The organism is Bacteroides sp. D55t1_190419_B8 (genome assembly GCF_015558905.1).
GTDB lineage: Bacteria > Bacteroidota > Bacteroidia > Bacteroidales > Bacteroidaceae > Bacteroides > Bacteroides vicugnae.
The window spans coordinates 76656-103061 of sequence record NZ_JADMOU010000003.1 but is presented as its reverse complement, the minus strand read 5'-3'; the positions used below and the strand labels follow the sequence as shown (position 1 = coordinate 103061).

The following is a 26406-nucleotide window of genomic DNA, read 5'->3' as shown; positions in this document are numbered from 1 at the left end:
AAATTATGAAACAACAACTGATGATGCTGTTGCTGGGAACAGCTTCCGTACTTTGTAGCTGTGAGACCCAGATAGAGCAGCACGAGAAAAATGAATTACGTGCTCCGGCCTATCCGCTGGTGACGATTGACCCTTACACTAGTGCTTGGTCTACTACTGACAATCTGTATGATGGCTCCGTGAAACATTGGACAGGTAAGGATTTCCCTTTGCTTGGAGTGGCGAAAGTAGACGGACAAACTTACCGTTTCATGGGAACGGAAGAACTGGAACTACGTCCTTTGGTAAAGACATCCGAACAAGGTAGCTGGATAGGAAAGTATACTACTCAACAGCCTGCTGACGGATGGCAGAATGCCGGATTTAATGATAAAGCATGGAAAGAAGGCGAAGCTGCTTTCGGAACCATGGAGAATGAACATACAGCCAAGACCCAATGGGGTGAAGAATTTATCTGGGTACGCCGGGTAGCTGATATTCAGGAAGACTTGACAGGAAAGAATGTATATCTGGAATTCTCTCACGACGATGATGCTATCATCTATATCAACGGCATCAAAGTGGTAGATACTGGTAATGCTTGTAAAAAGAACGAGAGAGTGAAACTGCCCGAAGAAGTGGTAGCTTCTTTGAAACCGGGTGAGAATCTGATTGCCGGCTATTGCCGTAACCGTGTAGGAAACGGATTACTGGATTTCGGATTATTGGTAGAACTGGACGGTTACCGTTCTTTCCATCAAACAGCACAACAAATATCTGTAGACGTACAGCCTATGCAGACTTATTATACCTTTACTTGCGGTCCGGTAGATTTGAAACTGACATTTACCGCTCCTATGTTTATGGATAATCTGGATTTGCTGTCACGTCCGGTCAATTATATTTCTTATGAAGTAGCTTCCAATGACGGCAAAAAACATCAGGTTGAATTGTATTTCGAAGTATCTCCGCAATGGGCAATCGACCAACCTCACCAGGAATCTGTAGCCGACAGCTTTACTGACGGCGACTTGTTATTCCTTCGTACCGGAAGCCGTAATCAGGAAATCCTGAAGAAGAAAGGTGATGATGTACGTATCGATTGGGGACATTTCTATCTGGCTGCTGAAAAAGAAAACAGCACATCTGCAATCGGTGACGGCAGAGAACTGCGTAAAAACTTTGTAGCAAATAAACTGGAAGCTCCTACCACGAATGGTTATGATAAATTGGCTTTGGTACGTTCATTAGGCGAAACACAAAAAGCGGATGGTCATCTATTGATCGGATACGATGATATTTATTCTATCCAATACTTTGGCGATAACCTGCGTCCTTACTGGAACCGTCAGGGCAATGAAACGATTGTATCCCAATTCCAGAAAGCAGAGAAAGAATATAAGACACAGATGAAGAACTGTGCCGCTTTCGACAAGAAAATGATGGAAGAAGCGATTGCAGCCGGTGGACGTAAATATGCCGAACTTTGTGCATTGGCTTATCGTCAGGCATTGGCTGCTCATAAATTGGTAGAAGCTCCGAACGGTGACCTGGTATTCCTTTCTAAAGAAAACTTCAGTAATGGTTCTATCGGAACAGTCGACCTGACTTATCCGGGAGCTCCGCTGCTTTTGTACTATAACCCGGAACTGGTGAAAGCTACCATGAACCATATTTTCTATTATAGCGAAAGCGGAAAATGGGAGAAACCGTTTGCGGCACATGATGTAGGTACTTATCCATTAGCTAACGGCCAGACTTATGGCGGTGATATGCCGGTAGAAGAATCGGGTAATATGGTAGTGTTGGCTGCTGCTATTGCAAAGGTGGAAGGCAATGCAGAATATGCACAGAAACATTGGGAAACACTGACTACTTGGACGGATTATCTGGCAGAGCACGGACTTGATCCGGCCAACCAACTTTGTACCGATGACTTTGCAGGTCACTTCGCACACAATGCCAACCTTTCTATCAAAGCGATCATGGGTGTTGCTTCATATGGCTATCTGGCAGATATGCTGGGCAAGAAAGAAGTAGCCGAGAAATACACACAGAAAGCAAAAGATATGGCTGCCGAATGGGTGAAAATGGCGGATGATGGCGACCACTACCGTCTGACATTTGACAAACCGGGAACATGGAGCCAGAAGTATAACTTAGTGTGGGATAAACTGTTGAATCTGCAAATCTTCCCTAAAAATGTTGCAGAAACGGAAATAGCTTACTATCTTTCGAAGCAAAATAAATATGGTCTTCCATTGGATAACCGTGAAACATACACCAAAACCGACTGGATCATGTGGACAGCTACATTGGCTGACGACAAAGCTACCTTTGAGAAATTCATTGAACCGGTATATCTGTTTATGAACGTGACACCTAACCGTGTTCCGATGTCCGACTGGGTATTTACAGATGAACCGAATCAGAGAGGCTTCCAGGCACGTTCCGTTGTAGGTGGATATTTTATCAAGATGCTTGAAGGAAAACTGATTAAATAAAACAAGAATACCATGAAGAAACTAGCTCTATTCGCTTTTACGTTACTTAGTGCATGGAGTATGACTGCAAAAACAATTACCGGCCCAGTGGACTATGTTAGTCCGCTGGTTGGTACGCAGTCGAAGCACGCACTATCTACCGGAAATACTTACCCCGCCATTGCGTTACCCTGGGGAATGAACTTTTGGGTTCCGCAGACTGGTAAAATGGGCGATGGATGGGCCTATACGTATGACGCTGACAAGATCAGGGGATTCAAACAAACCCATCAGCCAAGTCCCTGGATCAATGATTACGGTCAATTTGCTATCATGCCGGTCACCGGTGAAGCAGTATTCAATCAGGACCAGCGTGCCAGTTGGTTCTCTCACAAAGCTGAAACGGCTACCCCTTATTACTATAAGGTATATCTTGCCGACCATGATGTAGTGACGGAGATTGCTCCGACAGAGAGAGCCGCTGCTTTCCGTTTCACTTTCCCCGAAAACGACCACTCTTATGTAGTGGTAGACGCCTTCGATAAAGGCTCGTTTGTGAAAGTGATCCCTTCGGAGAACAAGATTATCGGCTATACTACTAAAAATAGCGGTGGTGTTCCTGCCAACTTTAAAAACTACTTTGTATTGGTATTCGACAAACCGTTTACTTATACGGCTGCCGTAGCCAGTGGTGTGATTGACACCAACAAACTGGAAGCGACAGACAATCATGCCGGTGCACTGATCGGTTTCAAAACCCGCAAGGGCGAACAGGTAAATGTGCGTGTAGCTTCTTCTTTCATCAGCCCCGAACAGGCTGAACTGAACCTGAAAGAGCTGGGTACGGACAACATTGAACAGATTGCAGCGAAAGGTCGCAAGGTATGGAACGACGTTCTGGGACGTATCGAAGTGAAAGACGATGATATCGACCATTTGCGTACATTCTACTCCTGCCTGTATCGTTCGGTATTGTTCCCCAGAAGCTTCTATGAGATAGATGTCAAAGGAGACGTTATGCACTACAGCCCTTATAACGGTGAAGTACTTCCGGGCTATATGTTTACCGACACCGGTTTCTGGGATACATTCCGTTGTCTTTTCCCATTCCTCAACCTGATGTATCCATCCATGAATACAAAGATGCAGGAAGGATTGGTGAACACCTACAAGGAAAGCGGATTCCTGCCGGAATGGGCGAGCCCCGGTCATAGAGGTTGTATGGTTGGAAACAACTCTGCTTCCATAGTTGCCGACGCTTACCTGAAAGGATTGAAAGGATACGATATTGAGACGTTGTGGGAAGCCGTGAAACACGGAGCGAATGCTGTGCATCCGAAAGTGGGTTCTACCGGACGATTAGGACATGAGTATTATAACAAGTTGGGATACGTTCCTTATAATGTAGGTATTAATGAAAATGCAGCCCGCACACTGGAGTATGCTTATGATGACTGGTGTATCTACCAACTCGGCAAAGCCTTGAAGAAACCGAAAAAAGAGATTGAAATCTTTGCCAAGCGTGCAATGAACTATAAGAATCTGTATGACCCCGAACACAAACTGATGCGTGGCAAGAATGAAGACGGCACCTTCCAGTCTCCGTTCAACCCGTTGAAATGGGGAGATGCTTTCACAGAAGGTAACAGCTGGCATTACACCTGGTCGGTATTCCACGATCCTCAAGGTCTGATCGACCTGATGGGTGGTAAAGACGGCTTCAACCAGATGATGGATTCCGTATTTATTCTGCCTCCGATATTCGATGAGAGCTATTACAGAGCCGTTATCCATGAAATCCGTGAAATGCAGATCATGAACATGGGCAACTATGCACATGGCAACCAGCCGATCCAGCATATGCTTTATATGTACAACTATTCCGGCCAACCCTGGAAAGCGCAGCACTGGATTCGTGAAGTGATGGACAAACTTTATACCCCTGCTCCCGACGGTTATTGCGGTGATGAGGACAACGGCCAGACTTCTGCCTGGTATGTATTCTCGGCAATGGGCTTCTATCCGGTATGCCCCGGTACGGATGAGTATGTCCTGGGTACTCCTTACTTCAAAGAGATGAAACTGCATCTGGAAAACGGAAAGACAGTAACCATCTCCGCCCCGAATAACGGAGACGACAAGCGTTACATTTCATCAATGACGCTGAACGGCAAGGAACACACCAAAAACTACCTGACCCATCAGGATCTGATGAATGGTACCACCATTTCTTTCAAGATGGATGCCAAACCCAATCAGCAACGTGGTACGAAAGAAAGCGATTTCCCTTACTCTTTCTCTAATGAATTCAAAAAGAAGAAGTAATCATGAAAAAACAAATCAAATATATCAGTGCAGGTATGCTGGCGGGTATGCTTCTCTGCGGTGGCCAGCTGCAAGCTTCCAACCGTATGACGGAAATGCATGTATGTCCGGCAGATGCCATTCAGAAAGATAACCGCCCGGAAATATCCAACCGCCTGTTCCGTTCGAATGCAGTGGAAAAGGAGATTCTCCGTGTACAGAAGCTTCTGAAGAATGCGAAGCTGGCATGGATGTTTACCAACTGTTTCCCGAATACCCTGGACACTACCGTACATTTCCGTAAGGGAAGCGATGGCAAACCGGATACGTTCGTATATACGGGGGATATTCATGCCATGTGGCTGCGCGACTCCGGTGCGCAGGTATGGCCTTATGTGCAACTGGCTAATTCGGACCCCGAACTGAAAGAAATGCTGGCAGGAGTGATCCTCCGCCAGTTCAAATGTATCAATATCGACCCGTATGCAAATGCGTTTAATGACGGCGCCATTCCTAACGGTCATTGGATGAGCGACCTTACGGATATGAAACCGGAATTGCACGAACGCAAATGGGAGATCGACTCCCTGTGTTATCCGTTGCGTCTGGCTTACCACTACTGGAAGACTACCGGAGATGCAAGCATATTCACCGAAGAATGGATTCAGGCAATCACTAACGTACTGAAAACCTTCAAGGAACAGCAACGTAAAGAAGGAGTAGGCCCTTATAAATTCCAGCGTAAAACAGAACGTGCACTGGATACTGTGAGCAATGACGGCCTTGGAGCACCGGTGAAACCTGTCGGTTTGATTGTTTCCAGCTTCCGTCCTTCGGACGATGCCACCACTCTTCAATTCCTGGTTCCTTCCAATTTCTTTGCAGTGTCTTCTTTGCGTAAGGCTGCCGAGATTCTGGAGAAAGTAAATAAGAAAACAGCCTTGTCTAAAGAATGTAAAGACCTGGCGCAGGAAGTAGAAACAGCTTTGAAGAAATACGCGGTATATAATCATCCTAAATATGGTAAAATCTATGCCTTCGAGGTGGATGGTTTTGGAAATCATCATCTGATGGACGATGCCAACGTGCCGAGCCTGCTTGCGATGCCTTATCTGGGCGATGTGAATGTGAACGATCCGATTTATCAGAACACCCGTCGCTTTGTATGGAGCGAAGACAATCCTTACTTCTTTAAAGGCAAGGCAGGTGAAGGAATCGGCGGACCGCACATCGGTTATGATATGGTATGGCCGATGAGTATTATGATGAAAGCCTTTACCAGTCAGAATGATGCCGAAATCAAGACCTGCATCAAGATGCTGATGGATACGGATGCCGACACGGGCTTTATGCACGAATCTTTCCATAAGGATAATCCGAAGAAATTTACCCGTGCATGGTTCGCTTGGCAGAATACTCTTTTCGGTGAACTGATTTTGAAGTTGGTTAATGAAGGAAAGGTAGATTTATTGAATAGTATACAATAATATGCTGACATACTAAATTAGACGTGGATAACGCGGATGATGCGGCTCTTTCTCTGATGTAAAATGAGAAAAAACGCGTTATCCGCGTCGTCTGCATCTGAAAATGAATATCTAAAAACAAGTTGTATCATGAAAAATTTATGTGTATGGGCAGTTGCCGCCCTTTTAATGGCATCTTGTACGCCGAAAGCCGAAAAGACTACGGATTCCGGTTTATTGCAGAGTAATTTCCAGACGGAAGTGGATGGAAAGAATACTGATTTGTTTACTTTGCGCAACAAGAACAACATGGAAGTTTGTATCACGAACTTTGGTGGACGTATTGTTTCAGTGATGGTCCCCGATAAAGACGGACAGATGCGCGATGTCGTGCTCGGTTTCGATTCTATTCAGGATTATATCAGTAAACCGTCGGATTTCGGCGCAACTATCGGACGTTATGCCAACCGTATCAATCAGGGTAAATTTACATTGGATGGTGTGGAATATCAGCTTCCTCGTAACAATTATGGCCATTGCCTGCACGGTGGTCCGCAAGGATTCCAGTATCGTGTGTTTGATGCTGTTCAACCCAATCCGCAGGAACTGCAACTGACCTATTTGGCAGAAGACGGTGAAGAAGGTTTCCCCGGAAATATCACTTGTAAAGTGGTAATGAAACTCACAGATGATAACGCTATCGATATTCAATACGAGGCAGAAACAGACAAACCGACTATTGTGAATATGACCAATCACTCTTATTTCAACCTGGAGGGAGACGCAGGTAACAACGCCGGGCACCTGTTGATGGTTGATGCGGATTATTACACTCCGGTAGACAGCACCTTTATGACTACGGGTGAAATTGTTACAGTAGAAGGTACTCCAATGGACTTCCGTACCCCGACTCCGGTAGGCGAGCGTATCAATGACTATGATTTCGTACAACTGAAAAACGGCAACGGCTACGACCACAACTGGGTGTTGAATACAAAAGGTGACGTAACTCGTAAATGCGCTTCTCTGAAATCACCGAAGACGGGTATCGTACTCGATGTTTATACCAACGAACCGGGTATTCAGGTATATGCCGGAAACTTCCTCGATGGCTCACTGACAGGAAAGAAAGGTATCACTTACAACCAACGTGCTTCCGTATGTCTTGAAACACAGAAATATCCGGATACACCGAACAAACCCGAATGGCCGTCGGCTGTACTTCGTCCGGGTGAGAAATATACAAGTCAATGTATCTTTAAGTTTTCTGTAGATAAATAGAATAGGTAATAAAACAAGCTCTTGTTTTTGAAGGACGGATTGTCCGATTAGGGATTATCCGTTCTTTGCTTTAATGTAATCAAAGAAGAAATAACATTGATCCCCATGGGTGCGGCACGGTTGAGAATATCTGCGTTCCCGAATACAAGAGAATAAATTAATAACTAGAAAACTTAGAATAAATGAAACGTATAGTTTTTTTAGATTACATCCGTGTGTTTGCATGCTTTCTCGTCATCCTAGTTCATGCTAGTGAAAATTTCTACGGTGCTCCCGGATCCACCGATATGGCAGGACCGCAGTCTTTTCTAGCGAATGAAGCAGACCGGCTATGGGTATCAGTATACGACGGTTTTTCACGTATGGCGGTACCCCTGTTCATGATAGTCTCTGCCTTCCTGCTTGCACCGATGAAAGAGGAACAGACGATGTGGCAATTCTATCGCCAGCGCTGTCTTCGCATCCTGCCACCGTTTTTCATATTCATGATATTATACAGCACCCTGCCAATGTTGTGGGGACAGATAGACGGAGAAACGTCCGTGAAAGACTTGTCGCGAATATTGCTGAACTTTCCGACACTGGCCGGACACTTGTGGTTCATGTACCCCCTGATAAGTCTTTACCTGTTTATCCCTATTATATCTCCATGGCTGCGTAAAGCCACGGCAAAAGAAGAACGTTTCTTCATTGGGCTATTCGTATTGTCAACGTGTATGCCGTATCTCAATCGTTGGTGCGGTGAAGTGTGGGGACAATGTTTCTGGAATGAATACCATATGTTGTGGTACTTCTCCGGTTATCTGGGCTATCTCGTTCTGGCACACTACATTCGTGTACACCTTACATGGAACCGTTCCAAACGTTTTATTATAGGAACTATTTTAATGGTGATCGGTGCTGTATGGACTATTTATTCATTCTATGTTCAGGCTATACCCGGCGAACTCCATTCCACCCCTGTAATAGAAATAGGATGGGCTTTCTGTACTATTAACTGTGTGCTTCTCACAACGGGCACATTCCTCATGTTTACATGTATCAAACGTCCGCAAGCTCCCAAGTTGGTGACAGAAACTTCGAAACTTAGCTATGGTATGTATCTTATGCACATATTCTGGCTCGGACTGTGGGTATCTGTATTCAAGGACACATTGGGATTACCCACCGTTTCCGCTATCCCATGTATTGCAGTGGCTACATTTATCTGTTGCTTTGTAACGACAAAGATTATTTCGTTTATACCAGGCAGTAAATGGATAGTAGGATAAAATAAATATCCTATCAAATAAGGGTATCACTTTCACGGTTTCTATCGGTGAAAGTGATACCCTTTTTTATGCTTGTTGAATTGAAACTACATCTTCAATTGTCAACGGAATAAGGTTTTATATCCGGGTAATCAAAAATATAGTGCCTGATTAAAGACAGACTATTTAATGGAATCGAACTTCAATGTACCATTTTCATTGACTATTTTCAACGTTCGGTTGCCTTTGATTCCCATATCAATGAAATCAACTTTATAAAAGCCATTGGCTAATACGGCTACTGATGTCACTTTATTTTGATTACGGCAGACCATTTTTATATGATTATGCCCAAAGATATCCACAGAGAAATGACTCCTGTATTGTCGGGTTATACTATTCCTGTGTTGGTGGTCGTTGGTATAATGGTAGCTGGCACAATTAAAGTCTCCATTGTGTTATATCGGAAATTGGTGGACGAACATTCACTCATAATATTATTGGTAAATTGATAGTTGAAAGCTATTAGTATGACAACAACTATCAATTCACCAATGACTTTTATTAAATTAGAAGCCCATCCAATAATTCCAGATACAGCCCGATAGCCTCTTCTATCTCTTTCAGCATAATATATTCCTCTGCCGTGTGTGAACGGGACGAACGTCCCGGACCTATTTTAACCGATGGAAAGGACATTAATGCCTGATCGGACAATGTTGGAGAACCGAAAGGCACACGTCCCTGCTTCACAGCTTTTTGGACAAACGGATGTTTCTCGTCGATTCGTGAAGAGTTGAGGCGGAATGAACGGGCTTGAGCTTCGCAGGAAATATGTTTCTTGATTTCCGCAAACAGTTCTTCATTTGAGTAAAGTTCGTTGCTTCGAACATCGACAACGAACGTACATTTGTCGGGAACGACATTGTGTTGTGTGCCGGCATTGATGACAGTGACACTCATCTTCACAGGTCCCAATAACGGTGATTCTTTCTCGAAACGATAATCACGGAACCAGGCAATGTCGTCCAATACCTTGTAAATAGCATTGTCTCCTTCGTTGCGTGCGGCGTGTCCCGCCTTACCTGTGGCAGTAACATCCAATACCATTAATCCCTTTTCGGCAATGGCAGGTTGCATCTCCGTCGGTTCGCCCACTATGGCAAATGAAACAGGAGGAAGTCCCGATAATACGCTCTCAATTCCGTCTTTTCCAGAAACTTCTTCTTCACAGGAAGCAAGATAAATCAGATTGTATTTTTGTGAAGTACGACATAGTTGCAGGAACACCTGTAATAGAGAAACAACACTGGCACCGGCGTCGTTACTTCCTAACCCATATAATTTACCGTTCTCTTCACGTGGAGTGAACGGATCTTTCCGCCAACCATTAACAGGTTTCACTGTGTCTATGTGCGAGTTAAGTAAAATAGTAGGCTTCTTCAAATCAAACATAGGGCTAAAGCACCACACATTATTTCCTTTACGTCCGGTCTGCATACCTGCCATTTCAATATAATTTTGCAGGAAATCCGCAGCCTGGGTTTCTTCCCGGCTGATTGAAGGGATACTAATCAGCGATTTAAGTAGGCTTACAGCCTCTGTCGACATATACGGAATATCATATTTCATAGTGCAAATCTTTTATCTATATCTTAATCTTTGCACAAAGATAGTCGTTTTGAGCAATAGTTTCAAATAAAACTAATACCTTTGTGCCATATTTACTAATACAAAGAGTATGACTTATCATCATTTATCTGTCCTGGTCCATCGTCAGGCCGAAAAATATGGCGACAAGGTAGCCTTAAAATACCGCGACTATGAGACAGCTCAATGGATTCCTATTTCATGGAAGCAGTTCTCCGGAACAGTACGGCAAGCAGCTAATGCTTTCGTGGCATTGGGAGTGGAAGAACAAGAGAATATCGGTATATTTTCACAGAATAAACCCGAATGGTTCTATGTAGACTTTGGTGCATTTGCCAACCGGGTGGTTACCATTCCGTTTTATGCAACCAGTTCACCTGCGCAGGCGCAATATATCATCAATGATGCGCAGATTCGTTTTCTTTTTGTCGGTGAGCAATATCAGTATGATGCCGCTTTCAGCATCTTTGGTTTCTGTTCTTCTTTACAACAACTGATCATCTTTGACCGTTCGGTGGTAAAAGACCCTCGTGACGTTTCATCTATCTATTTTGATGAATTTATGGCGATGGGAGAGGGATTGCCTCATAATGATACGGTGGAAGAACGTACGGAGCGGGCTTCTTATGATGACCTGGCAAATATCCTCTATACTTCCGGCACAACGGGGGAACCGAAAGGAGTTATGCTTCACCATTCCTGTTATCTGGAACAGTTTCATACACACGATGACCGTCTGACGACGATGTCGGATAAGGATGTATCGATGAACTTTCTTCCATTAACACACGTGTTTGAGAAAGCATGGTGTTATCTCTGTATTCATAAAGGAGTGCAGATTTGTATCAATCTCCGTCCGGCAGATATACAGACAACCATTAAGGAAATTCGCCCGACACTGATGTGCAGTGTTCCCCGTTTTTGGGAGAAAGTGTATGCAGGGGTACAGGAAAAAATAAACGAAACAACAGGGTTGAAGAAAGCACTGATGCTGGATGCTATCCGGGTAGGTAGAATCCATAATCTGGATTATCTGCGTCAGGGAAAGACTCCTCCGGTGATGAATCAACTGAAATATAAGTTTTACGAAAAGACTATCTATTCTCTGCTGAAAAAAACAATCGGTATTGAGAATGGTAACTTTTTCCCGACTGCCGGTGCTGCCGTTCCCGATGAAATCAATGAGTTCGTTCATTCGGTAGGAATCAATATGGTGGTAGGATATGGACTGACGGAATCTACGGCTACTGTATCTTGTACGCTGCCGATTGGCTATGACATCGGTTCGGTAGGCGTCGTATTGCCGGGACTTGAAGTGAAGATTGGTGAAGACAATGAAATCCTGCTTCGGGGTAAGACGATCACAAAAGGCTATTACAAAAAAGCGGAAGCTACGGCTGCCGCTATTGAGCCGGATGGCTGGTTCCATACAGGTGATGCCGGTTATTTTAAAAATGGTCAGCTTTTCCTGACGGAACGTATTAAAGACTTGTTTAAAACATCGAACGGCAAATACGTCGCTCCGCAAGCTTTGGAAACGAAGTTGGTCATTGACCGTTATATCGATCAGATTGCCATTATCGCCGATCAGCGTAAGTTTGTCTCGGCTCTGATTGTTCCTGTATATGGATTCGTAAAAGAGTATGCCAAAGAAAAGGGTATTGAATACAAGGATATGGCGGAACTGTTGCAGCATCCGAAGATTGTAGGACTGTTCCGTGCACGAATCGATACACTTCAGCAGCAGTTTGCACACTATGAACAAATTAAACGTTTCACTTTACTGCCTGAACCATTCAGCATGGAACGTGGAGAGTTGACTAATACACTGAAACTGAAACGGGCAGTAGTTGCCAAGAATTATAGTGAGCAGATAGAGAAGATGTACGAAGAAAATGAGAAATAAGCGATAGGCGGTTTATCGTTAAAAATGAAACGCTAAACCGTAAATGCGCAAACAATAAAGAGTGTATTGGAGCTCTCTTTAAAGTATTACCCCTGTTACAGATTGAACTGTAACAGGGGTAAACTTTGTATTTAGGGGTGCTTTGACACCTTCTTTTTATTATTTATGGCCGGATCATTTCTTTTAATATCCGAAGATTTGTTCCTGAGTCAATTCTTCAATAGGACCTACAGCTTTCAATTTATCCAGCTCCAAATCTTTCTTATCTCCCAGAATACAATAAACATACGTACGTCCTTTTACCCATTGCTTTTGGAAATCGACAATATCTTTCAGCGTCATGTTCTGTATATCGTTGTAGAGTTTGATGCGCGGGTCTACGTTTTGCCCTAAATCCTGTGCATTGATATAACTCCAGATAATGTCACCCTTGATGATACGTTCGGTGCGCAGACGGTTGGTTAATCCATCTTTAGCCAGTTTGAAAGCAGCTTCGGATTCCGGCATATTGTTGATGATGTCATTAAATGTAGTGACGGCATCAATCATTTTGTCGTTTTGCGTGGCAATCTGTGTACGTAGTACATAGGGATACTTCAAGTAGCTTGGCGGCATTATGCTAGCCCAGGCGGAATAAGCCAATCCACGTGTTTCACGCATTTCCTGGAAGACGATGGAGTTCATGCCCCCTCCGAAGTATTCATCATATAATGCGCGGATAGGTTCAATAGCCGGATCATACTTCTTGTCGAGATTGGATATCTGTGCCATGTATATTTGCTTGGCGTCATAAGGAGCTATTAGAACTTTAGTGACGGGAGTCTCGAGATAAGAATACTCGTTTCCGGCAGGAATCTCTTTCAGGGTTGCCGGAACCTGATGATATTGGTTGATGGTAGCCAGTAAATCTTTGCTGCTGCTTGGACCGTAGTATAAAATACGGTGTTTGTAGCTGTTCTGATTGTGAATCCGGTCTACCAGTTCCTGTGGATTCATATTTGTCAGTTCCGCTTCCGTCAGTAGATTGGTGGCAGGGGATTTGGGACCGTACATGGCAAAGCTCATCAAACGGGAGAAGTTCTGTCCCTGATTCAGTTTGGCATCCGAACGGGCTTTCAGTATATCGCCGGTCATATTAGTATAGGCTTCCTTATTGACCTGCGCATCTGCCAGCAGCTTTTCGAATAATTGTACGGCAGCAGGCATGTTCTCATTCAGTCCGGAAAGTACGACATACGTGCGTTCGTTACCCGGAGAAACATAGAAAGTACAAGCCAGGCGATAGAATTCACTTTTCAGTTCTTCCGGTGTCATGTCCGAAGTACCCAGATATTCGAGATAATCGAATGCTGTTCCCAAAGCTTTGTCATGGTTGTTTCCCATATCAAAGACATAAATCAATTGGAACAGGTCATTGGCTACATTCTGCTTGTAAAGAACCGGAATATCCGATTTTGCTTTTAACTGGCTCATATCCTTTTGATAGTCGAGGAACACAGGTTCAATCGGTTTAACTGCACTTTCCTGTACTTCCACAAGGAACGGACTGGCTACATCACGATTGGTTATGATGGGAGTAATCTCCGGTTTCGTCATCTTCTTTTCGTTCGGGTCTTTTCCTTGCTTTTTGTAGATAACGGCATAATTATCTTCTTTCAGGTATTTGTTGGCGAACGCTACGATGTCTTCTTTGGTCAGTTTGGCCATGCGGTCGATGGCAGTAACTTCATCTTTCCAGTCTGTGCCGTTGATAAATGAGTTGACAAACATATCGGCACGTCCTTCGTTGCTTTCCATGTTTTGCAGTTCACCGAGCTTGAAGTTGTTGATGTTCGCTTCCAGCATTTTCTCGTCGAACTCTCCGGCACGGAGCTTCTTGATTTCGCTGAGTAGCAAGTCTTTTACTTCTTCCAGTGTTTGTCCTTGTTTAGGAAGTCCTCCTAACAGCAATGCAGAGTAATCTGCCAGTCCCATCGGGTAACCGTAGCTATTCAACACTTTCTGCTGCTGGTTCAGGTCAAGGTCGATAAGTCCTGCCTTTCCATTGTATAATACTTGCGAAACGACTTGCAGGATTTCAAAGTCTTTGTCGGACACACCGGGGAATCTCCAAGCCAGTGCAACGCTTTCGGCATCCGGACCTAACACCTCTTTTACAACAGGTTGCGTGATTGGCGTCTCTTTCGGCAGGTCCAGTTTCGGAAGTTCCGGATTGGGTTTCAATCCGCCGAAATATTTGTCGATCAACGCAATCGTTGCATCCGGGTCTAAATCGCCGGACATACAGATTGCCATATTGTTAGGCACATACCATTGTTTATAGTAGTTCTTGATATTCGTGATAGAAGGATTCTTCAGGTTTTCCTGCGTGCCTAACACAGTCTGTGTTCCATAAGGATGGTTGGGGAAAAGAGAAGAAAAAATAGCTTCCTGCACTTTGCTATTGTCACGGGTGAGCGACATGTTCTTCTCTTCATATACAGCTTCCAATTCAGTATGGAAACCACGAATCACATTGTTTTCAAAACGATCTGCCTGAATCTTCGCCCAGTTTTCTATCTGGTTGGAAGGAATGTCTTCCTGATAGACCGTCTGGTCATACCAAGTATAAGCATTGCTGCCGGTAGATCCGATAGCTGCCATTAATTTGTCATATTCATTAGGGATAGCATACTTGGAAGCTTCGTAAGAAAGGCTGTCGATGGTGTGGTAAATCGCCTTACGTTCCGCTTCATCCGTAGTCTTACGATAAATCTCGAACTGTTGTTCGATTGCATCCAGCAGAGGCTTTTCGGTCGCGTAGTCTTGTGTGCCAAACTTGTCAGTGCCTTTAAACATCAGGTGTTCGAAATAATGAGCAAGTCCCGTCGTTTCTGCCGGGTCATTCTTTCCGCCCACTCTTACTGCGATAAATGTTTGTATGCGCGGAGTCTCCTTGTTTACGGTGAGGTAAACCTTTAGTCCGTTGTCCAGTGTGTAAATGCGGGCCTTTAGCGGGTCATCGGGCACTGTTTCGTAGCTATACTTCTTTTGTGAGCTACAGCTGCAAATCACTAATGCCAGGAAGAGTGACAAGCAAGAAAGTTTCAATCGTTTGTTCATAATATGACAACATTTTAATAACAAAAACAAAGGTAGCAGAATTTTGCTTATCTTTGTCCCCGATATCTGAAATTTGTAAATAATAAAATTGTAAATCAAATGATTACTATTGAACAACTTAAAGACGTGAAAGAGCGCACTGATGCGCTGAGGAGGTATCTTTGACATCGACGGGAAGAAAATTCAAGTCGAAGAAGAGCAATTAAGAACACAAGCTCCGGGATTCTGGGATGACCAGAAGAGAGCCGAAGCTCAAATGAAACTGGTGAAAGACCTGCAAAAGTGGATTGAGGGTTACAACGAACTCAAGACGCTGGCAGATGAACTCGAACTGGCATTTGATTTCTATAAAGAAGAACTGGTGACTGAGGAAGATGTAGATGCTGCTTATGCAAAAGCCAGTGAGGCGGTAGAGGCGCTCGAACTCAAAAATATGCTTCGTGATGAAGCCGACCAGATGGATTGTGTGCTGAAAATCAATTCAGGTGCCGGTGGAACGGAAAGTCAGGACTGGGCTTCTATGCTGATGCGTATGTATCTGCGTTATGCCGAGACGAATGGTTATAAAGCTACCATTGCCAACCTTCAGGAAGGGGATGAAGCCGGAATCAAGACCTGTACTATCAATATCGAAGGTGACTTTGCTTATGGTTATTTGAAAGGAGAGAACGGTGTGCACCGTTTGGTCCGTGTTTCTCCCTACAATGCGCAGGGTAAACGTATGACCTCTTTTGCTTCTGTGTTTGTTACTCCGTTGGTAGATGACAGTATTGAAGTTAATATTTTGCCTGCCAATATCTCTTGGGATACGTTCCGAAGCGGTGGTGCCGGTGGACAGAATGTGAATAAGGTGGAGTCCGGTGTCCGTTTGCGTTATCAGTACAAAGACCCTTATACCGGTGAGGAAGAAGAAATCCTGATCGAGAATACCGAAACCCGTGACCAACCGAAGAACCGTGAGAATGCAATGCGTCAGTTACGTTCCATCTTATATGATAAGGAACTGCAGCACCGTATGGCAGAACAGGCGAAGGTGGAAGCCGGTAAGAAGAAAATCGAATGGGGCTCTCAAATCCGAAGCTACGTATTTGATGACCGTCGTGTGAAAGATCACCGTACCAACTATCAAACCTCGGATGTGAATGGCGTGATGGATGGCAAAATAGATGGTTTTATCAAAGCTTATTTGATGGAGTTTTCTTCACAGGAATCATAAAAAATAAAATTAGCAAGAGTTATTTTTGGAAAGTTAATAGATTTGTACTTACTTTGTTAGCGTTGAACTTTAAAGCTAACTATTATGGGTAAGGTGAAGAAAAAAGTAGCAATTAGTAAAAAAGAAGAAGAACAAGCCCAGAAGGTTGTCAAAATAGTGTTCGTCTCATTAATTATTTTGGCATTGATTATGCTGATCGCATTTTCCTTTTTCGGCTGATAGTTCGCCACAAATTATACGGTTAACCCGGATTGTTTGGTTATTGATAGGATGAATATCAAATCCGATCTGTGTTAATCTGCGTAATTTGTGGTGAACTCTTTGTTTTGTAATGCATTTGTATTCTCTGTAATATAAATGTAACTTTTCTGTCATTTTCCCGTAGTTAATTTGTCATCTCCGTGTATCCTCACAGTTGTACTTTTGCCGTGAATTTAGTAGCAGACAACTGAAATGAGTAGAATCACAACAACCGTCGTTATGCTTTTGCTGGCGACAATTGCCTTTGGACAGGCAAAAGAAGATGCAGGGGATGGTAAGAAGCTGGATAAGCAGACCATGGAGTTTAAGGATTATCTGTCGGAGATTCACGGAACTATCCGGGGAAAGTACGAGTACCAGACAGAAACAAGTGAAAGCCGTTTTGAAGTACGTAATGCACGCTTCAGTGTTTCGGGAAATGTGCATCCGATAGTTGCTTATAAAGCGGAAATCGACCTTTCTGATGAAGGTTCTATCAAGATGCTTGATGCATATGCCCGTGTTTTTCCGGTGAAAGACCTGAATTTTACGATTGGTCAGATGCGCGTTCCTTTCACGATAGACGCTCACCGTTCACCACATCAACAGTATTTTGCAAATCGCTCATTCATAGCTAAACAAGTAGGAAATGTGCGTGACGTCGGTTTCACGGCCGGCTATACGAATAAAGGCGGTTTCCCTTTTATCCTTGAAGGAGGATTATTCAACGGCTCCGGTTTGACCAATCAAAAGGAATGGCACAAAACGCTGAATTATTCCATAAAAGCACAGCTATTACCTAATAAGAACTGGAACCTGACACTTAGTACCCAAATGATAAAACCGGAAAATGTGCGTATTAATATGTATGATGCCGGTATCTATTATCAGAATGATCGTTTTCATATTGAGGCGGAATATTTATATAAGATGTACGGGCATGAAGCATTCAAAGATGTTCATGCAGTGAATAGCTTTATCAATTACGATTTACCACTGAAAAAAGTATTCAATAAGATCTCTTTCTTGGCCCGCTATGATATGATGACCGACCATAGTGATGGCAAAATGGACGAAACGACAAAAGCCCTGATTATAAATGATTATGCCCGCCACCGTGTGACAGGTGGAATCACATTAAGTCTTTCCAAAGCCTTCATTGCCGACCTCCGGCTGAATTTCGAAAAATATTTCTATAAGAACTCCGGCATCCCCAAAGAATCGGAACGGGATAAGATCGTGATTGAATTCATGACGAGATTCTGATGTAAATTGAGAATTGAAAATTGAGAATTAAGAAATGATAGTTTGATACCTTGCATCGTGTATCAGAAAACTACAGCGTTTTGATTCTCAATTTTCAATTTTTAATTTATCTTTGTGTCATGGCACAAGAAATAGAACGTAAATTTTTGGTTACCGGTGAATTTAAATCTTTGGCTTTTGCGCAGAGTCGCATTGTACAAGGGTATATCAGTAGTGCTCGTGGGCGTACTGTCCGGGTTCGTATTCGGGATGATAAGGGGTATTTGACGATAAAGGGGGCTTCTAATGCTTCTGGTACCAGCCGTTATGAGTGGGAAAAGGAATTGCCTTTATCAGAAGCGGAAGAATTGATGAAACTTTGCGAACCGGGGATCATTGACAAGACCCGTTATTTGGTGCGCAGTGGCAAACATACATTTGAAGTCGATGAATTTTATGGTGAGAATGAAGGACTTATTGTGGCGGAAGTAGAACTGGAATCAGAAGATGAGGCCTTTGTGAAACCCGGTTTTATTGGTAAAGAGGTTACCGGAGATATACGCTACTATAACTCACAGTTAATGAAAAAACCGTATAAAACGTGGTGAACGTTAACAAATAAACCGTATATTTGTTCTTATATAAAAAAGAGAGTAGTGTATGGATATGGAACAGTTGTACGGTTATGTGCCGCGTGAATTGGTTACTTTTGTTTTAGTTACTTTGTTTTCATTGCTAATCGGACTTTCGCAGCGTCGGATCAGTTTGAAGCGTGAAGGTGAGACTACTCTTTTCGGAACCGACCGAACTTTTACCTTTATCGGTATACTGGGCTACCTGCTTTATATACTTGATCCTACGGATATGCGCTTATTTATGGGAGGCGGAGCGGTGCTGGGATTGCTATTGGGATTAAACTATTATGTAAAGCAATCACAATTTCATGTCTTTGGCGTGACTACCATTATTATAGCCCTGATTACTTATTGTATGGCTCCTATCGTAGCTACCCAACCTTCCTGGTTTTATGTCATGGTGGTTGTGACAGTGCTTCTGCTGACCGAACTCAAACATACTTTTACGGAATTTGCGCAACGAATGAAGAATGATGAAATGATTACGTTGGCAAAGTTCCTGGCTATCAGTGGTATTATATTGCCGATGCTTCCGCATAAAAATCTGCTTCCGGATGTAAATCTCACTCCTTACTCTATTTGGCTGGCAACGGTAGTGGTATCCGGCATTTCTTATCTCTCTTATTTATTAAAGCGATATGTATTTCATGAATCCGGAACATTAGTCTCCGGTATTATCGGCGGATTATATAGCAGTACGGCTACTATCTCGGTACTTGCCCGTAAAAGCCGGAAAGCTTCGGAGCAGGAAGCTACTGATTATGTTGCTGCCATGTTATTGGCTATCAGCATGATGTTTCTGCGCTTTATGATATTGATACTTATTTTCAGTCGGGAAATCTTCTTGTCTATTTATCCATATCTGTTGACTATGGCAGTGGTGGCAGCTATTGTGGCCTGGTTTATTCATTCCCGTCAAAAGCGTTCCAACGACCAGCCTGTCGAAGCGGAAGAGGATGATAGCAGCAATCCGTTGGAATTTAAAGTTGCTTTGATTTTTGCCGTACTCTTTGTCGTATTTACTTTCTTAACTCATTATACACTCGTTTATGCAGGTACAGGCGGATTGAATCTCCTGTCTTTTGTATCTGGTTTTAGTGATATCACTCCTTTCATATTAAACTTGTTGCAAAATACGGGTAGTGTTGCTGCATTGATAATTACTGCTTGTAGTATGCAGGCTATCATCAGTAATATAATGGTAAATATGTTTTATGCTTTATTCTTTGCCGGGAAAGGAAGTAAACTTCGTCCTTGGATTCTGGGAGGGTTCGGTGTGGTGATTGCTTGTAATCTTGTGTTGTTGCTGTTCTTTTATATTTAAAAAATAGAGTGATAGGCTATTTTTCATAGGTTCTAATTCTAGTAAATTGTTGTTTTGTCGAGTATAGTCGATGAAATAGGCTTATTTTTATCGATTATATTCGACAAAACAGGTTATAAAAAAGTACTCCTATTAACTAGAGATAAGGCATTTTCTAATTTGTAGGAAAGAAAGTTTCTTATATAAAGGTATTTTGATTTCCTCTTTTATACAAAAAAGAGGGAACTTTTGAAGTATTCCCTCTTGTGTATTTGTTTAGAAATCAATATCGTTTATGCTGTTAACCAATAACTGATATTTAATATATCCTCCACTTTTAGAAGAATATTTGGTATAAATAGCGGTGATATTACCTTTGGTACCGTCTGCAGGCAGAGGCTGAAGTGCAAAATTAGAATATCCGCTGACACGCAAGATATAGTTTCCATAATCTGAAGAAGATGTAGTATTATCATAAGCAAACCAAGAAGAACCATAATAGCGATTACCTTCATAGCTGTAAGCATAGGTTGGGGGCAATCCTTCTTCTGTATAATATTTATTTTCATATACAGCAGTGGTTGAACCATTCGGATAAGTCGTTTCTAGATATTGAGGATATTTGTCTCCGTCGTATGTGCCTTCTTTGTAAGTCAATCCTTCGAAGCGTACCAAACGTCCTAATGCATCATCATTTAGTGCTGTTTCGAAATTTGTGGAATTGATAACCAATGTATCATTTTCTGTCAGACTGCCGAGTTCACCTTTGAATATATGTTGGTCTACGAATAAAGAGTTCTCAAGGTTACGGTTTGCATAACCTTTTGAGACGTCTTCTGCTGTCGGCATTCCACCTACGCTTAACATATAGCGATAGCTACCGATAGCAAGCCCTTTGGTTTTAACAAATAGAGTCTGTCCTATGTGAAAATAAACATAGTTGCTAACCATCAGTTTTAGTTCGATTGCTGATTTGGATGATTCGTCATATATGTATACTGATTTGTATACATTACCAGCTTGGTCGCTTGAGATCACTTTCCCACTAATGACGTAGTCTTCAGTGACTTCCAAAGTTTTTCCTAAGCTGGAAGCTCCCTTCCCATATTTGTCGTAGAAAAGTTGCTTAAAGTCCTTTATGGAAATGAGTTTGCTATTTGAGAAGTCTTCTTTTGTCCAGACTTTGGCTGGAGCAGGTTCTTCAAACTCGTTGTAGCAACTGCTGAAACTAAGCGTTACTACTACAAGCATACATAATTTAAATATTTTGTTCATAACTGTTCTTTTTACTTATGATGTCCTTAGAAACGGAAATAAATGTTCATGTAATAGGTTGTACCGAACATATAGAAATATTTCGAATCAAACGGTTGGTAGGTTTGATAACTCTCGTCTTTGTTCTTCAGCAGACGAACTTGTTCATAACCGCCGGTTTTGATATTCTGGTTGTTGAGCAGGTTCTTTACTTCTAAGCTGAAGCCAAGAGTGTAGGCACGGTTGATGTACCAGTTCTTGCCAACGCTTGCATTAAATACACAAGCTGAGTTGAACTTTTCCTGATTACGTAACGTTGCGATATCTTCTTCAGTCATTCCCGGTGTCAGTACGGCATCTGTACGATAGAGCGGACTCATAGATAGGTACATATTATTATAATAGTTCATATCTAATGACGCGAATATGTTTTTAGGACCACGGTAAGACAAGCCTACGTTCAGTGCAGTTTGCGGAGTGCTTTCTACACGGAAGTTCTTCCAGTATACTTTACCCTGGTTCTTGATTTCTCCACTATTATCCTGAATTTGTACATAATCCGGGTTATTGTCATAAGTGAATTGTCCCCAGCTGATGGCTGCATTCAGAGAAAGTCCTGCATAGATAGGTACAGAAGCCGCTGCCTCAAGTCCGAAATGACGTTTGTTAATACCGCTCATGGCAAAGTTAGAGAAGGTAGCTTCTACGTCATCATAATAAGAAAGAACTTTGGACTGATCCATAAACTTCGTATAGTATCCGGAGATACGTGCTTTCACATCTCCCCAACGTAAGTTGTAAGAAGCATCTACACCAAATACCTTCTCACTTGAAATGCCCGGAGTCGCAGAGTTACGGGTACGAGGTGAAACAAACGAAGCCTGGAAAGCAGGAGCATCTTGCATATAGATGATGTTGGCATCAATAGAATGAGCAGCAGAGAACTTGTAGCTGAAGTTAGCTTTCAACTTATAAGTCAGATAATTCTGCTTCTTTGAATCTCCCTGAGAATTGTCAAGGAATAAACCTTTCTTCCAGATACCATGACGCCACAAAGTAGTATGTCCGAGTTCTCCACCCAGATTGACGCCAAAATTGCCAAAGTTTTTGCTATATTGTGCCCATGCACGTGCATTGATAATATTTCCGTAGTAATCGTAGCTGTATTTATCGCCCTTCTTTACTGCTTGTGCATGGCCGTATTTATCATAATACTCCATGTTATTTTGGTAAAGAACCGGATTCATACCACCCATATCACGTTCTGCAAACTTATCTACGTCTACCCAGTAGTCACCACCTAGTAAGTCTTTCACTTCGCTATAGTATTCTGTACGATTACGACGGAAGTTCAAACCACCGTTAATTTTAGAATTATCGCGGAAGAGATGAGAGAACTGTGTATAGAGGTTCCAGTCCAATTGGTCTGCATGGCGTTCTTCAATCATGTTGATGGCACGATGACCGGCTCCATAAGTCGGATTTTCCTCCTGGCTTTGGTTGATATGATACAGGTTGTCCCAGTTGATATGGCGGATGTTGTCCGTATTTCCCATCCATGCTTCATACAATTGCGCTCCGACATAAGTGTTGTCATAGAAACTGGGTAAATAACGGTAGTAGTCAGGACGTGGGTCGGGACCGCCATACCAGGTTAGAGCAGAATAACCGTTCTGCCCGAAACGCAGAGAAGTTGCAACATTCAATTGCGAACGGTCATTGATGTCGAATGTATAGTTCAGCATGGTGATAGGTTCATGGTAGCTACGTACACGTGCATTGACACGCTTGCCGTTCAGCCAGCCCCAATTCGGGTTGTAGTAGTTGTTGCCTACCAAGTCGTATACTTCCTGAGTAGAAGCTTGCTGTGCACCGCGTTCTGTAGGAGCACCCAAAATGCTTAATGCCAAGCGGTGCTGCGAATTGAATTGCTTTTCTACAGCAGCAAAATATCCGAAAGCATTGTAATATACACCATCTACATACGAGTTTCCTCCCTGACGGGTCGATACGGAGAAAGCATAAGACCAGCCATTATCCTGTAAACCAGAGGCATAAGTCAGCATGCCTCGGAAGCGATACATGGAGTTACCGTTCACTACGCTGGCACGAAGTCCTTTACGCATCTGTGAGGGGCGGGTGTTGATGTTTGTTGTACCTGCGATACCGCCAATACCCATGTCACCCATGTTCAGTGCAGATGTGATTTCCTGGTTACGGGTTGCATCATTCAAACCGCTCCACAAAGACCAAGGCGTGTATCCTGTCATTGCGTCGTTCAGCTGAATACCGTTCATATATACGTCTGAGTATTGTGAATCATAACCGCGGACATTGAAACGCATCTCACTGAATTTGTAAGAAGCGATGTTGTTGAATACATCTTTAGAAGCCGACAGTGATGAAGGAAGCGACTGGGCATCGTCCAGCGTTTCTGTATCAAACTCGGCAAAGATTGCGTCGTCCATAGTTGGAGCGACATTGTCGGGAACCATGATAACGTTATTGATATCTCTGATCATCTTATCTACACGAACTGCAAGAGTTAATGGTTCGAACTCTGCTGTCTCGAAAGTAAGAGTGTATTCTCCTTTTGCCAGATTTTCGATAACGAAGTTACCCGACTCATCGGTTTTGGTCGTTACATCTCCCGGAGTTAATGTCACTTTTACGCCGTCTATAGCCGCACGTGTTGTACGGGAAACGACTTTACCTTTGACACCACCATTGTTTTGTGCAAAAACGGTGAATGACATCAAAGATAGCATCATGAATAGGAATGTTCTGATTTTCATATAAACTTATTTTTTTATTTACCTATATAGATATATACGGGGAAGTGGTCACTATATCCACCTTGGAAATTGTTACCCACATAAGTGCGCAATGGATATCCTTTGTATTGCCCTTCTTTCTGCACCATATAATGTTGCTTGAAGATGTTTCCGTAGAATTTAGAACCGGGTGCTTGTTGCAATTTAAGTTTTCCGGTTGACCCTTTGGCTAAATTCTCAGAAACGACAATATTATCAAATATATTCCATGCATCACCATAAGCTAATGTTCCGTATCCTGCCTTGAGCATGTCGGCATAAGGATCGAAGAAGTCTCCTTCTTTCAAATCCTTTAATTTGAACTTGGCTCCCAAGCCTTGAGCAATACTCTTGTCAGTCGGGTCATCATTAAAGTCACCCATCATAACGACCTTTGTATTAGGATTTGCCTTCATGACGGAGTCGGCAATGCTGCGCATCTGTTGACCAACTGCAATGCGTTTAAACTCCGAAGCCTCTTTGCCTCCTAAACGTGAAGGCCAGTGTGCTACCATAAAGAAGAAAGGTTCGTTTTCAATCGTTCCCCATAACGTGAGGATATCACGGGTTTTGAAGTCAGGAAGTGAAGGGATGACTGTTCTCACAGCTTTTTCTCCTTCTATCTTAAACACATCCGGACGATACAGAAAAGCCACATCTACACCACGGGCTTCAGGAGAGTCGAAGTGTGAGATTCGATAGTTTGCCGGAGCCAGTTTGCGAGTTGCGATAATATCTTCCAGTACACTGCGGTTTTCTACTTCTGATACACCGATAATGACCGGATAATCCTTGTTGATAGCTGCGATGTCAAAGAATACCCGTTCGGTATTGGCCAGTTTTTTGTTGTACTTGGCTGAGTTCCATTTCTTAGGACCTTCGGGAGTAAATTCATCATCGTGAACTTCCGGATCATTGATTGTATCAAAGAAATTCTCAAGATTGTAAAATACAACCTTATACGGTTTCTGTGCAAAGCTGAACGATATCAGCAGCGCAAAGAGCGCGGTTACTAATAACAGTTTTTTCATAAGCTAGCGTATTAGTTAATCCCCCATTGGGATGGATTATTTTGTTGTTTTACACTACTGGATACTTGTGGAAAGAACGTAAATCCTGTCATCTTTTCGATATCTGCTACAGAAGTGCAAATAGACTTAGGAGGCTCGATATTTCCATATGATTTATGGTCTACCCAAAATCCTATTGATATCAGTTCACTGTCCGAACAGTCTTTGATGTTCTTTCCTGTTTTGCCACTCTTTGTACGCAGAAGTACTTTGAAGTAGTTTGTAGGAACCGGAACTGTATTCTTTGCTCCATCTGTAGTGGTGGTTGCACCTGCTCCAAAATATGCACCGGTAACTACGTACAACGTATCAGAACAGTTGTTTGCCCGAACTTTGGTTTCAAGTTTAGCCCACATATCCTGATTCAGACGATTAAGCTGTGGAGTCATGTTTGACATATAGAAAGTTTGAGCATTCATCTCATCTGTTCCCAAGCGGTCGGCTGATGGAAGCTGATGTCCACGGTCATAAGATCCTCCATAAGATCTTAATGTACAATCAGCTTGATAACTTTGAGGAATGATCGGATCGAAAGCCCAACGGTCTGTACGTTCTCCTGATCCTTTGAGGTATGCAGTATGTATCGGATATGCTACCCACAAAGCTGCTTTCTTTGTCTTATCAAAACAAATGGAATAATTACGTATTGTTTTATCATTCAGAAGAGCATAATGAGTTACATACTGGTAATTTGCATTCTCTTTGAAGTCTGGTACTTCAGCCCATAACTTGAAAGCCGGCAGGTTTTGCTGCGATTCAGACAATTGTACTAAATCAAAGACTTTCGCTTCTTGATCTGCAAACTGGAGTGAAATCTTGGCTACACGCTGTTCTTTACCTGTATTGCTATTATAATATACGTATAGAACATTGAGCCCGTCTTTTACTTCTCCGGATTTAGAGGATAAGGTCAGATCATTGCTACTGAAAGAACACCATGTTGTGCCCTCAGTGATCTCTGCATTCCATATGGTCCCAGGAGTACCTGTGATGATTATGGCGGATGATCCGGATGCAGATTTTACAGTGGAGGAAATCTTCCAGTAGGCATCACCTGACTGTGATGAGTCTCCACCGTTAGAGTCATCATTGCTACATGCAGCTATACATGATATAAATACAGTTAGCAAGAGAAACTTTAAAGTTGCTTTATAGTAACTATTTAATAATCTCATTTATTTTGATTATATTGATGGAATCTTGAGATGA

Annotated in this window: 18 protein-coding genes; 11 read left to right on the top strand and 7 right to left on the bottom strand. The window is 42.7% G+C overall.

Annotation, left to right across the window (positions count from 1 at the left end):
• Nucleotides 1-5: 5 nt before the first annotated feature.
• The 5 genes from I2I13_RS04000 (at nucleotide 6) to I2I13_RS03980 (ending at nucleotide 8784) form a co-directional block, all read left to right on the top strand.
• Entirely contained in the window at nucleotides 6-2483 is a 2478-nt protein-coding gene (locus I2I13_RS04000) for a glutaminase domain-containing protein (RefSeq protein WP_148364104.1), read from the top strand.
• A gap of 12 nt (nucleotides 2484-2495) precedes the next feature.
• Nucleotides 2496-4787, top strand: coding sequence for a GH92 family glycosyl hydrolase (locus tag I2I13_RS03995; RefSeq protein WP_195648859.1), 2292 nt, complete (start codon nucleotides 2496-2498; stop codon nucleotides 4785-4787).
• A 47-nt stretch (nucleotides 4788-4834) separates the two neighbouring features.
• Nucleotides 4835-6253 carry a glycoside hydrolase family 125 protein gene (locus I2I13_RS03990; RefSeq protein ID WP_369907204.1) on the top strand — a complete coding sequence of 473 codons (1419 nt, stop codon included), beginning with the start codon at nucleotides 4835-4837 and terminating at the stop codon, nucleotides 6251-6253.
• Nucleotides 6254-6382: 129 nt separating this feature from the next.
• Entirely contained in the window at nucleotides 6383-7513 is a 1131-nt protein-coding gene (locus tag I2I13_RS03985; protein WP_195648858.1) for an aldose epimerase family protein, read from the top strand.
• A gap of 182 nt (nucleotides 7514-7695) precedes the next feature.
• Complete coding sequence (locus tag I2I13_RS03980) at nucleotides 7696-8784, top strand: acyltransferase (RefSeq protein ID WP_195648857.1); 1089 nt, start codon at nucleotides 7696-7698, stop codon at nucleotides 8782-8784.
• A 161-nt stretch (nucleotides 8785-8945) separates the two neighbouring features.
• Here the strand turns inward: I2I13_RS03980 and I2I13_RS03975 are convergent, their stop codons facing one another.
• Together I2I13_RS03975 and I2I13_RS03970 are read right to left on the bottom strand one after the other, a co-directional pair.
• Complete coding sequence (locus I2I13_RS03975; protein WP_195648977.1) at nucleotides 8946-9098, bottom strand: hypothetical protein; 153 nt, start codon at nucleotides 9096-9098, stop codon at nucleotides 8946-8948.
• 229 nt (nucleotides 9099-9327) lie between these two features.
• Complete coding sequence (locus I2I13_RS03970) at nucleotides 9328-10395, bottom strand: M20 family metallo-hydrolase (protein ID WP_195648856.1); 1068 nt, start codon at nucleotides 10393-10395, stop codon at nucleotides 9328-9330.
• A 109-nt stretch (nucleotides 10396-10504) separates the two neighbouring features.
• On the opposite strand from I2I13_RS03970, the gene I2I13_RS03965 reads away from it, so the two are divergent.
• A complete protein-coding gene (locus I2I13_RS03965; RefSeq protein WP_195648855.1) occupies nucleotides 10505-12319 on the top strand; it encodes a long-chain fatty acid--CoA ligase in 1815 nt (604 codons plus the stop codon).
• A 183-nt stretch (nucleotides 12320-12502) separates the two neighbouring features.
• Here the strand turns inward: I2I13_RS03965 and I2I13_RS03960 are convergent, their stop codons facing one another.
• On the bottom strand, nucleotides 12503-15421 hold the full coding sequence (locus tag I2I13_RS03960; protein WP_195648854.1) for a pitrilysin family protein: 2919 nt from the start codon (nucleotides 15419-15421) through the stop codon (nucleotides 12503-12505).
• 99 nt (nucleotides 15422-15520) lie between these two features.
• Here I2I13_RS03960 and prfB point away from each other — a divergent pair.
• The 5 genes from prfB to I2I13_RS03940 all read left to right on the top strand — a co-directional run bounded on the left by prfB (nucleotide 15521) and on the right by I2I13_RS03940 (nucleotide 20081).
• Nucleotides 15521-16637, top strand: a protein-coding gene (gene prfB / locus I2I13_RS03955; protein WP_143256892.1) for a peptide chain release factor 2 whose coding sequence is annotated in 2 segments (ribosomal slippage) — nucleotides 15521-15583 and nucleotides 15585-16637 — 1116 coding nt in all. Because the reading frame shifts where the segments join, the coding sequence is not laid out codon by codon here.
• Nucleotides 16638-16721: 84 nt separating this feature from the next.
• Nucleotides 16722-16856, top strand: a complete 135-nt coding sequence (locus I2I13_RS24600; RefSeq protein WP_004299554.1) for a hypothetical protein — start codon at nucleotides 16722-16724, stop codon at nucleotides 16854-16856.
• A gap of 234 nt (nucleotides 16857-17090) precedes the next feature.
• Entirely contained in the window at nucleotides 17091-18143 is a 1053-nt protein-coding gene (locus tag I2I13_RS03950; protein ID WP_195648853.1) for a porin, read from the top strand.
• A gap of 119 nt (nucleotides 18144-18262) precedes the next feature.
• Nucleotides 18263-18730 (top strand): CYTH domain-containing protein, encoded by a 468-nt coding sequence (locus I2I13_RS03945; protein ID WP_148364081.1) that lies wholly within the window; start codon nucleotides 18263-18265, stop codon nucleotides 18728-18730.
• A gap of 58 nt (nucleotides 18731-18788) precedes the next feature.
• On the top strand, nucleotides 18789-20081 hold the full coding sequence (locus I2I13_RS03940; protein ID WP_195648964.1) for a DUF4010 domain-containing protein: 1293 nt from the start codon (nucleotides 18789-18791) through the stop codon (nucleotides 20079-20081).
• A 255-nt stretch (nucleotides 20082-20336) separates the two neighbouring features.
• On the opposite strand, the gene I2I13_RS03935 is transcribed toward I2I13_RS03940, so the two are convergent.
• From I2I13_RS03935 to I2I13_RS03920, 4 genes are read right to left on the bottom strand one after another with little or no spacing between them, the layout of a single operon-like run.
• Nucleotides 20337-21335, bottom strand: a complete 999-nt coding sequence (locus I2I13_RS03935; RefSeq protein ID WP_195648852.1) for a DUF5689 domain-containing protein — start codon at nucleotides 21333-21335, stop codon at nucleotides 20337-20339.
• 26 nt (nucleotides 21336-21361) lie between these two features.
• Nucleotides 21362-24109 carry a TonB-dependent receptor gene (locus I2I13_RS03930; protein ID WP_195648851.1) on the bottom strand — a complete coding sequence of 916 codons (2748 nt, stop codon included), beginning with the start codon at nucleotides 24107-24109 and terminating at the stop codon, nucleotides 21362-21364.
• A gap of 14 nt (nucleotides 24110-24123) precedes the next feature.
• Nucleotides 24124-25158 carry an endonuclease/exonuclease/phosphatase family protein gene (locus I2I13_RS03925; RefSeq protein ID WP_195648850.1) on the bottom strand — a complete coding sequence of 345 codons (1035 nt, stop codon included), beginning with the start codon at nucleotides 25156-25158 and terminating at the stop codon, nucleotides 24124-24126.
• An 11-nt stretch (nucleotides 25159-25169) separates the two neighbouring features.
• Complete coding sequence (locus tag I2I13_RS03920) at nucleotides 25170-26372, bottom strand: DNA/RNA non-specific endonuclease (RefSeq protein ID WP_195648849.1); 1203 nt, start codon at nucleotides 26370-26372, stop codon at nucleotides 25170-25172.
• Between the last annotated feature and the right edge of the window lie 34 nt (nucleotides 26373-26406).

Excerpts from the sequence above, each read along its gene's own strand:
- I2I13_RS04000 (WP_148364104.1), top strand. The coding sequence starts at position 6 with ATGAAACAACAACTGATGATGCTGTTGCTGGGAACAGCTTCCGTACTT.
- I2I13_RS03995 (WP_195648859.1), top strand. The coding sequence starts at position 2,496 with ATGAAGAAACTAGCTCTATTCGCTTTTACGTTACTTAGTGCATGGAGT.
- I2I13_RS03990 (WP_369907204.1), top strand. The coding sequence starts at position 4,835 with ATGCTTCTCTGCGGTGGCCAGCTGCAAGCTTCCAACCGTATGACGGAA.
- I2I13_RS03985 (WP_195648858.1), top strand. The coding sequence starts at position 6,383 with ATGAAAAATTTATGTGTATGGGCAGTTGCCGCCCTTTTAATGGCATCT.
- I2I13_RS03980 (WP_195648857.1), top strand. The coding sequence starts at position 7,696 with ATGAAACGTATAGTTTTTTTAGATTACATCCGTGTGTTTGCATGCTTT.
- I2I13_RS03975 (WP_195648977.1), bottom strand. The coding sequence starts at position 9,098 with ATGGTCTGCCGTAATCAAAATAAAGTGACATCAGTAGCCGTATTAGCC.
- I2I13_RS03970 (WP_195648856.1), bottom strand. The coding sequence starts at position 10,395 with ATGAAATATGATATTCCGTATATGTCGACAGAGGCTGTAAGCCTACTT.
- I2I13_RS03965 (WP_195648855.1), top strand. The coding sequence starts at position 10,505 with ATGACTTATCATCATTTATCTGTCCTGGTCCATCGTCAGGCCGAAAAA.
- I2I13_RS03960 (WP_195648854.1), bottom strand. The coding sequence starts at position 15,421 with ATGAACAAACGATTGAAACTTTCTTGCTTGTCACTCTTCCTGGCATTA.
- I2I13_RS24600 (WP_004299554.1), top strand. The coding sequence starts at position 16,722 with ATGGGTAAGGTGAAGAAAAAAGTAGCAATTAGTAAAAAAGAAGAAGAA.
- I2I13_RS03950 (WP_195648853.1), top strand. The coding sequence starts at position 17,091 with ATGAGTAGAATCACAACAACCGTCGTTATGCTTTTGCTGGCGACAATT.
- I2I13_RS03945 (WP_148364081.1), top strand. The coding sequence starts at position 18,263 with ATGGCACAAGAAATAGAACGTAAATTTTTGGTTACCGGTGAATTTAAA.
- I2I13_RS03940 (WP_195648964.1), top strand. The coding sequence starts at position 18,789 with ATGGAACAGTTGTACGGTTATGTGCCGCGTGAATTGGTTACTTTTGTT.
- I2I13_RS03935 (WP_195648852.1), bottom strand. The coding sequence starts at position 21,335 with ATGAACAAAATATTTAAATTATGTATGCTTGTAGTAGTAACGCTTAGT.
- I2I13_RS03930 (WP_195648851.1), bottom strand. The coding sequence starts at position 24,109 with ATGAAAATCAGAACATTCCTATTCATGATGCTATCTTTGATGTCATTC.
- I2I13_RS03925 (WP_195648850.1), bottom strand. The coding sequence starts at position 25,158 with ATGAAAAAACTGTTATTAGTAACCGCGCTCTTTGCGCTGCTGATATCG.
- I2I13_RS03920 (WP_195648849.1), bottom strand. The coding sequence starts at position 26,372 with ATGAGATTATTAAATAGTTACTATAAAGCAACTTTAAAGTTTCTCTTG.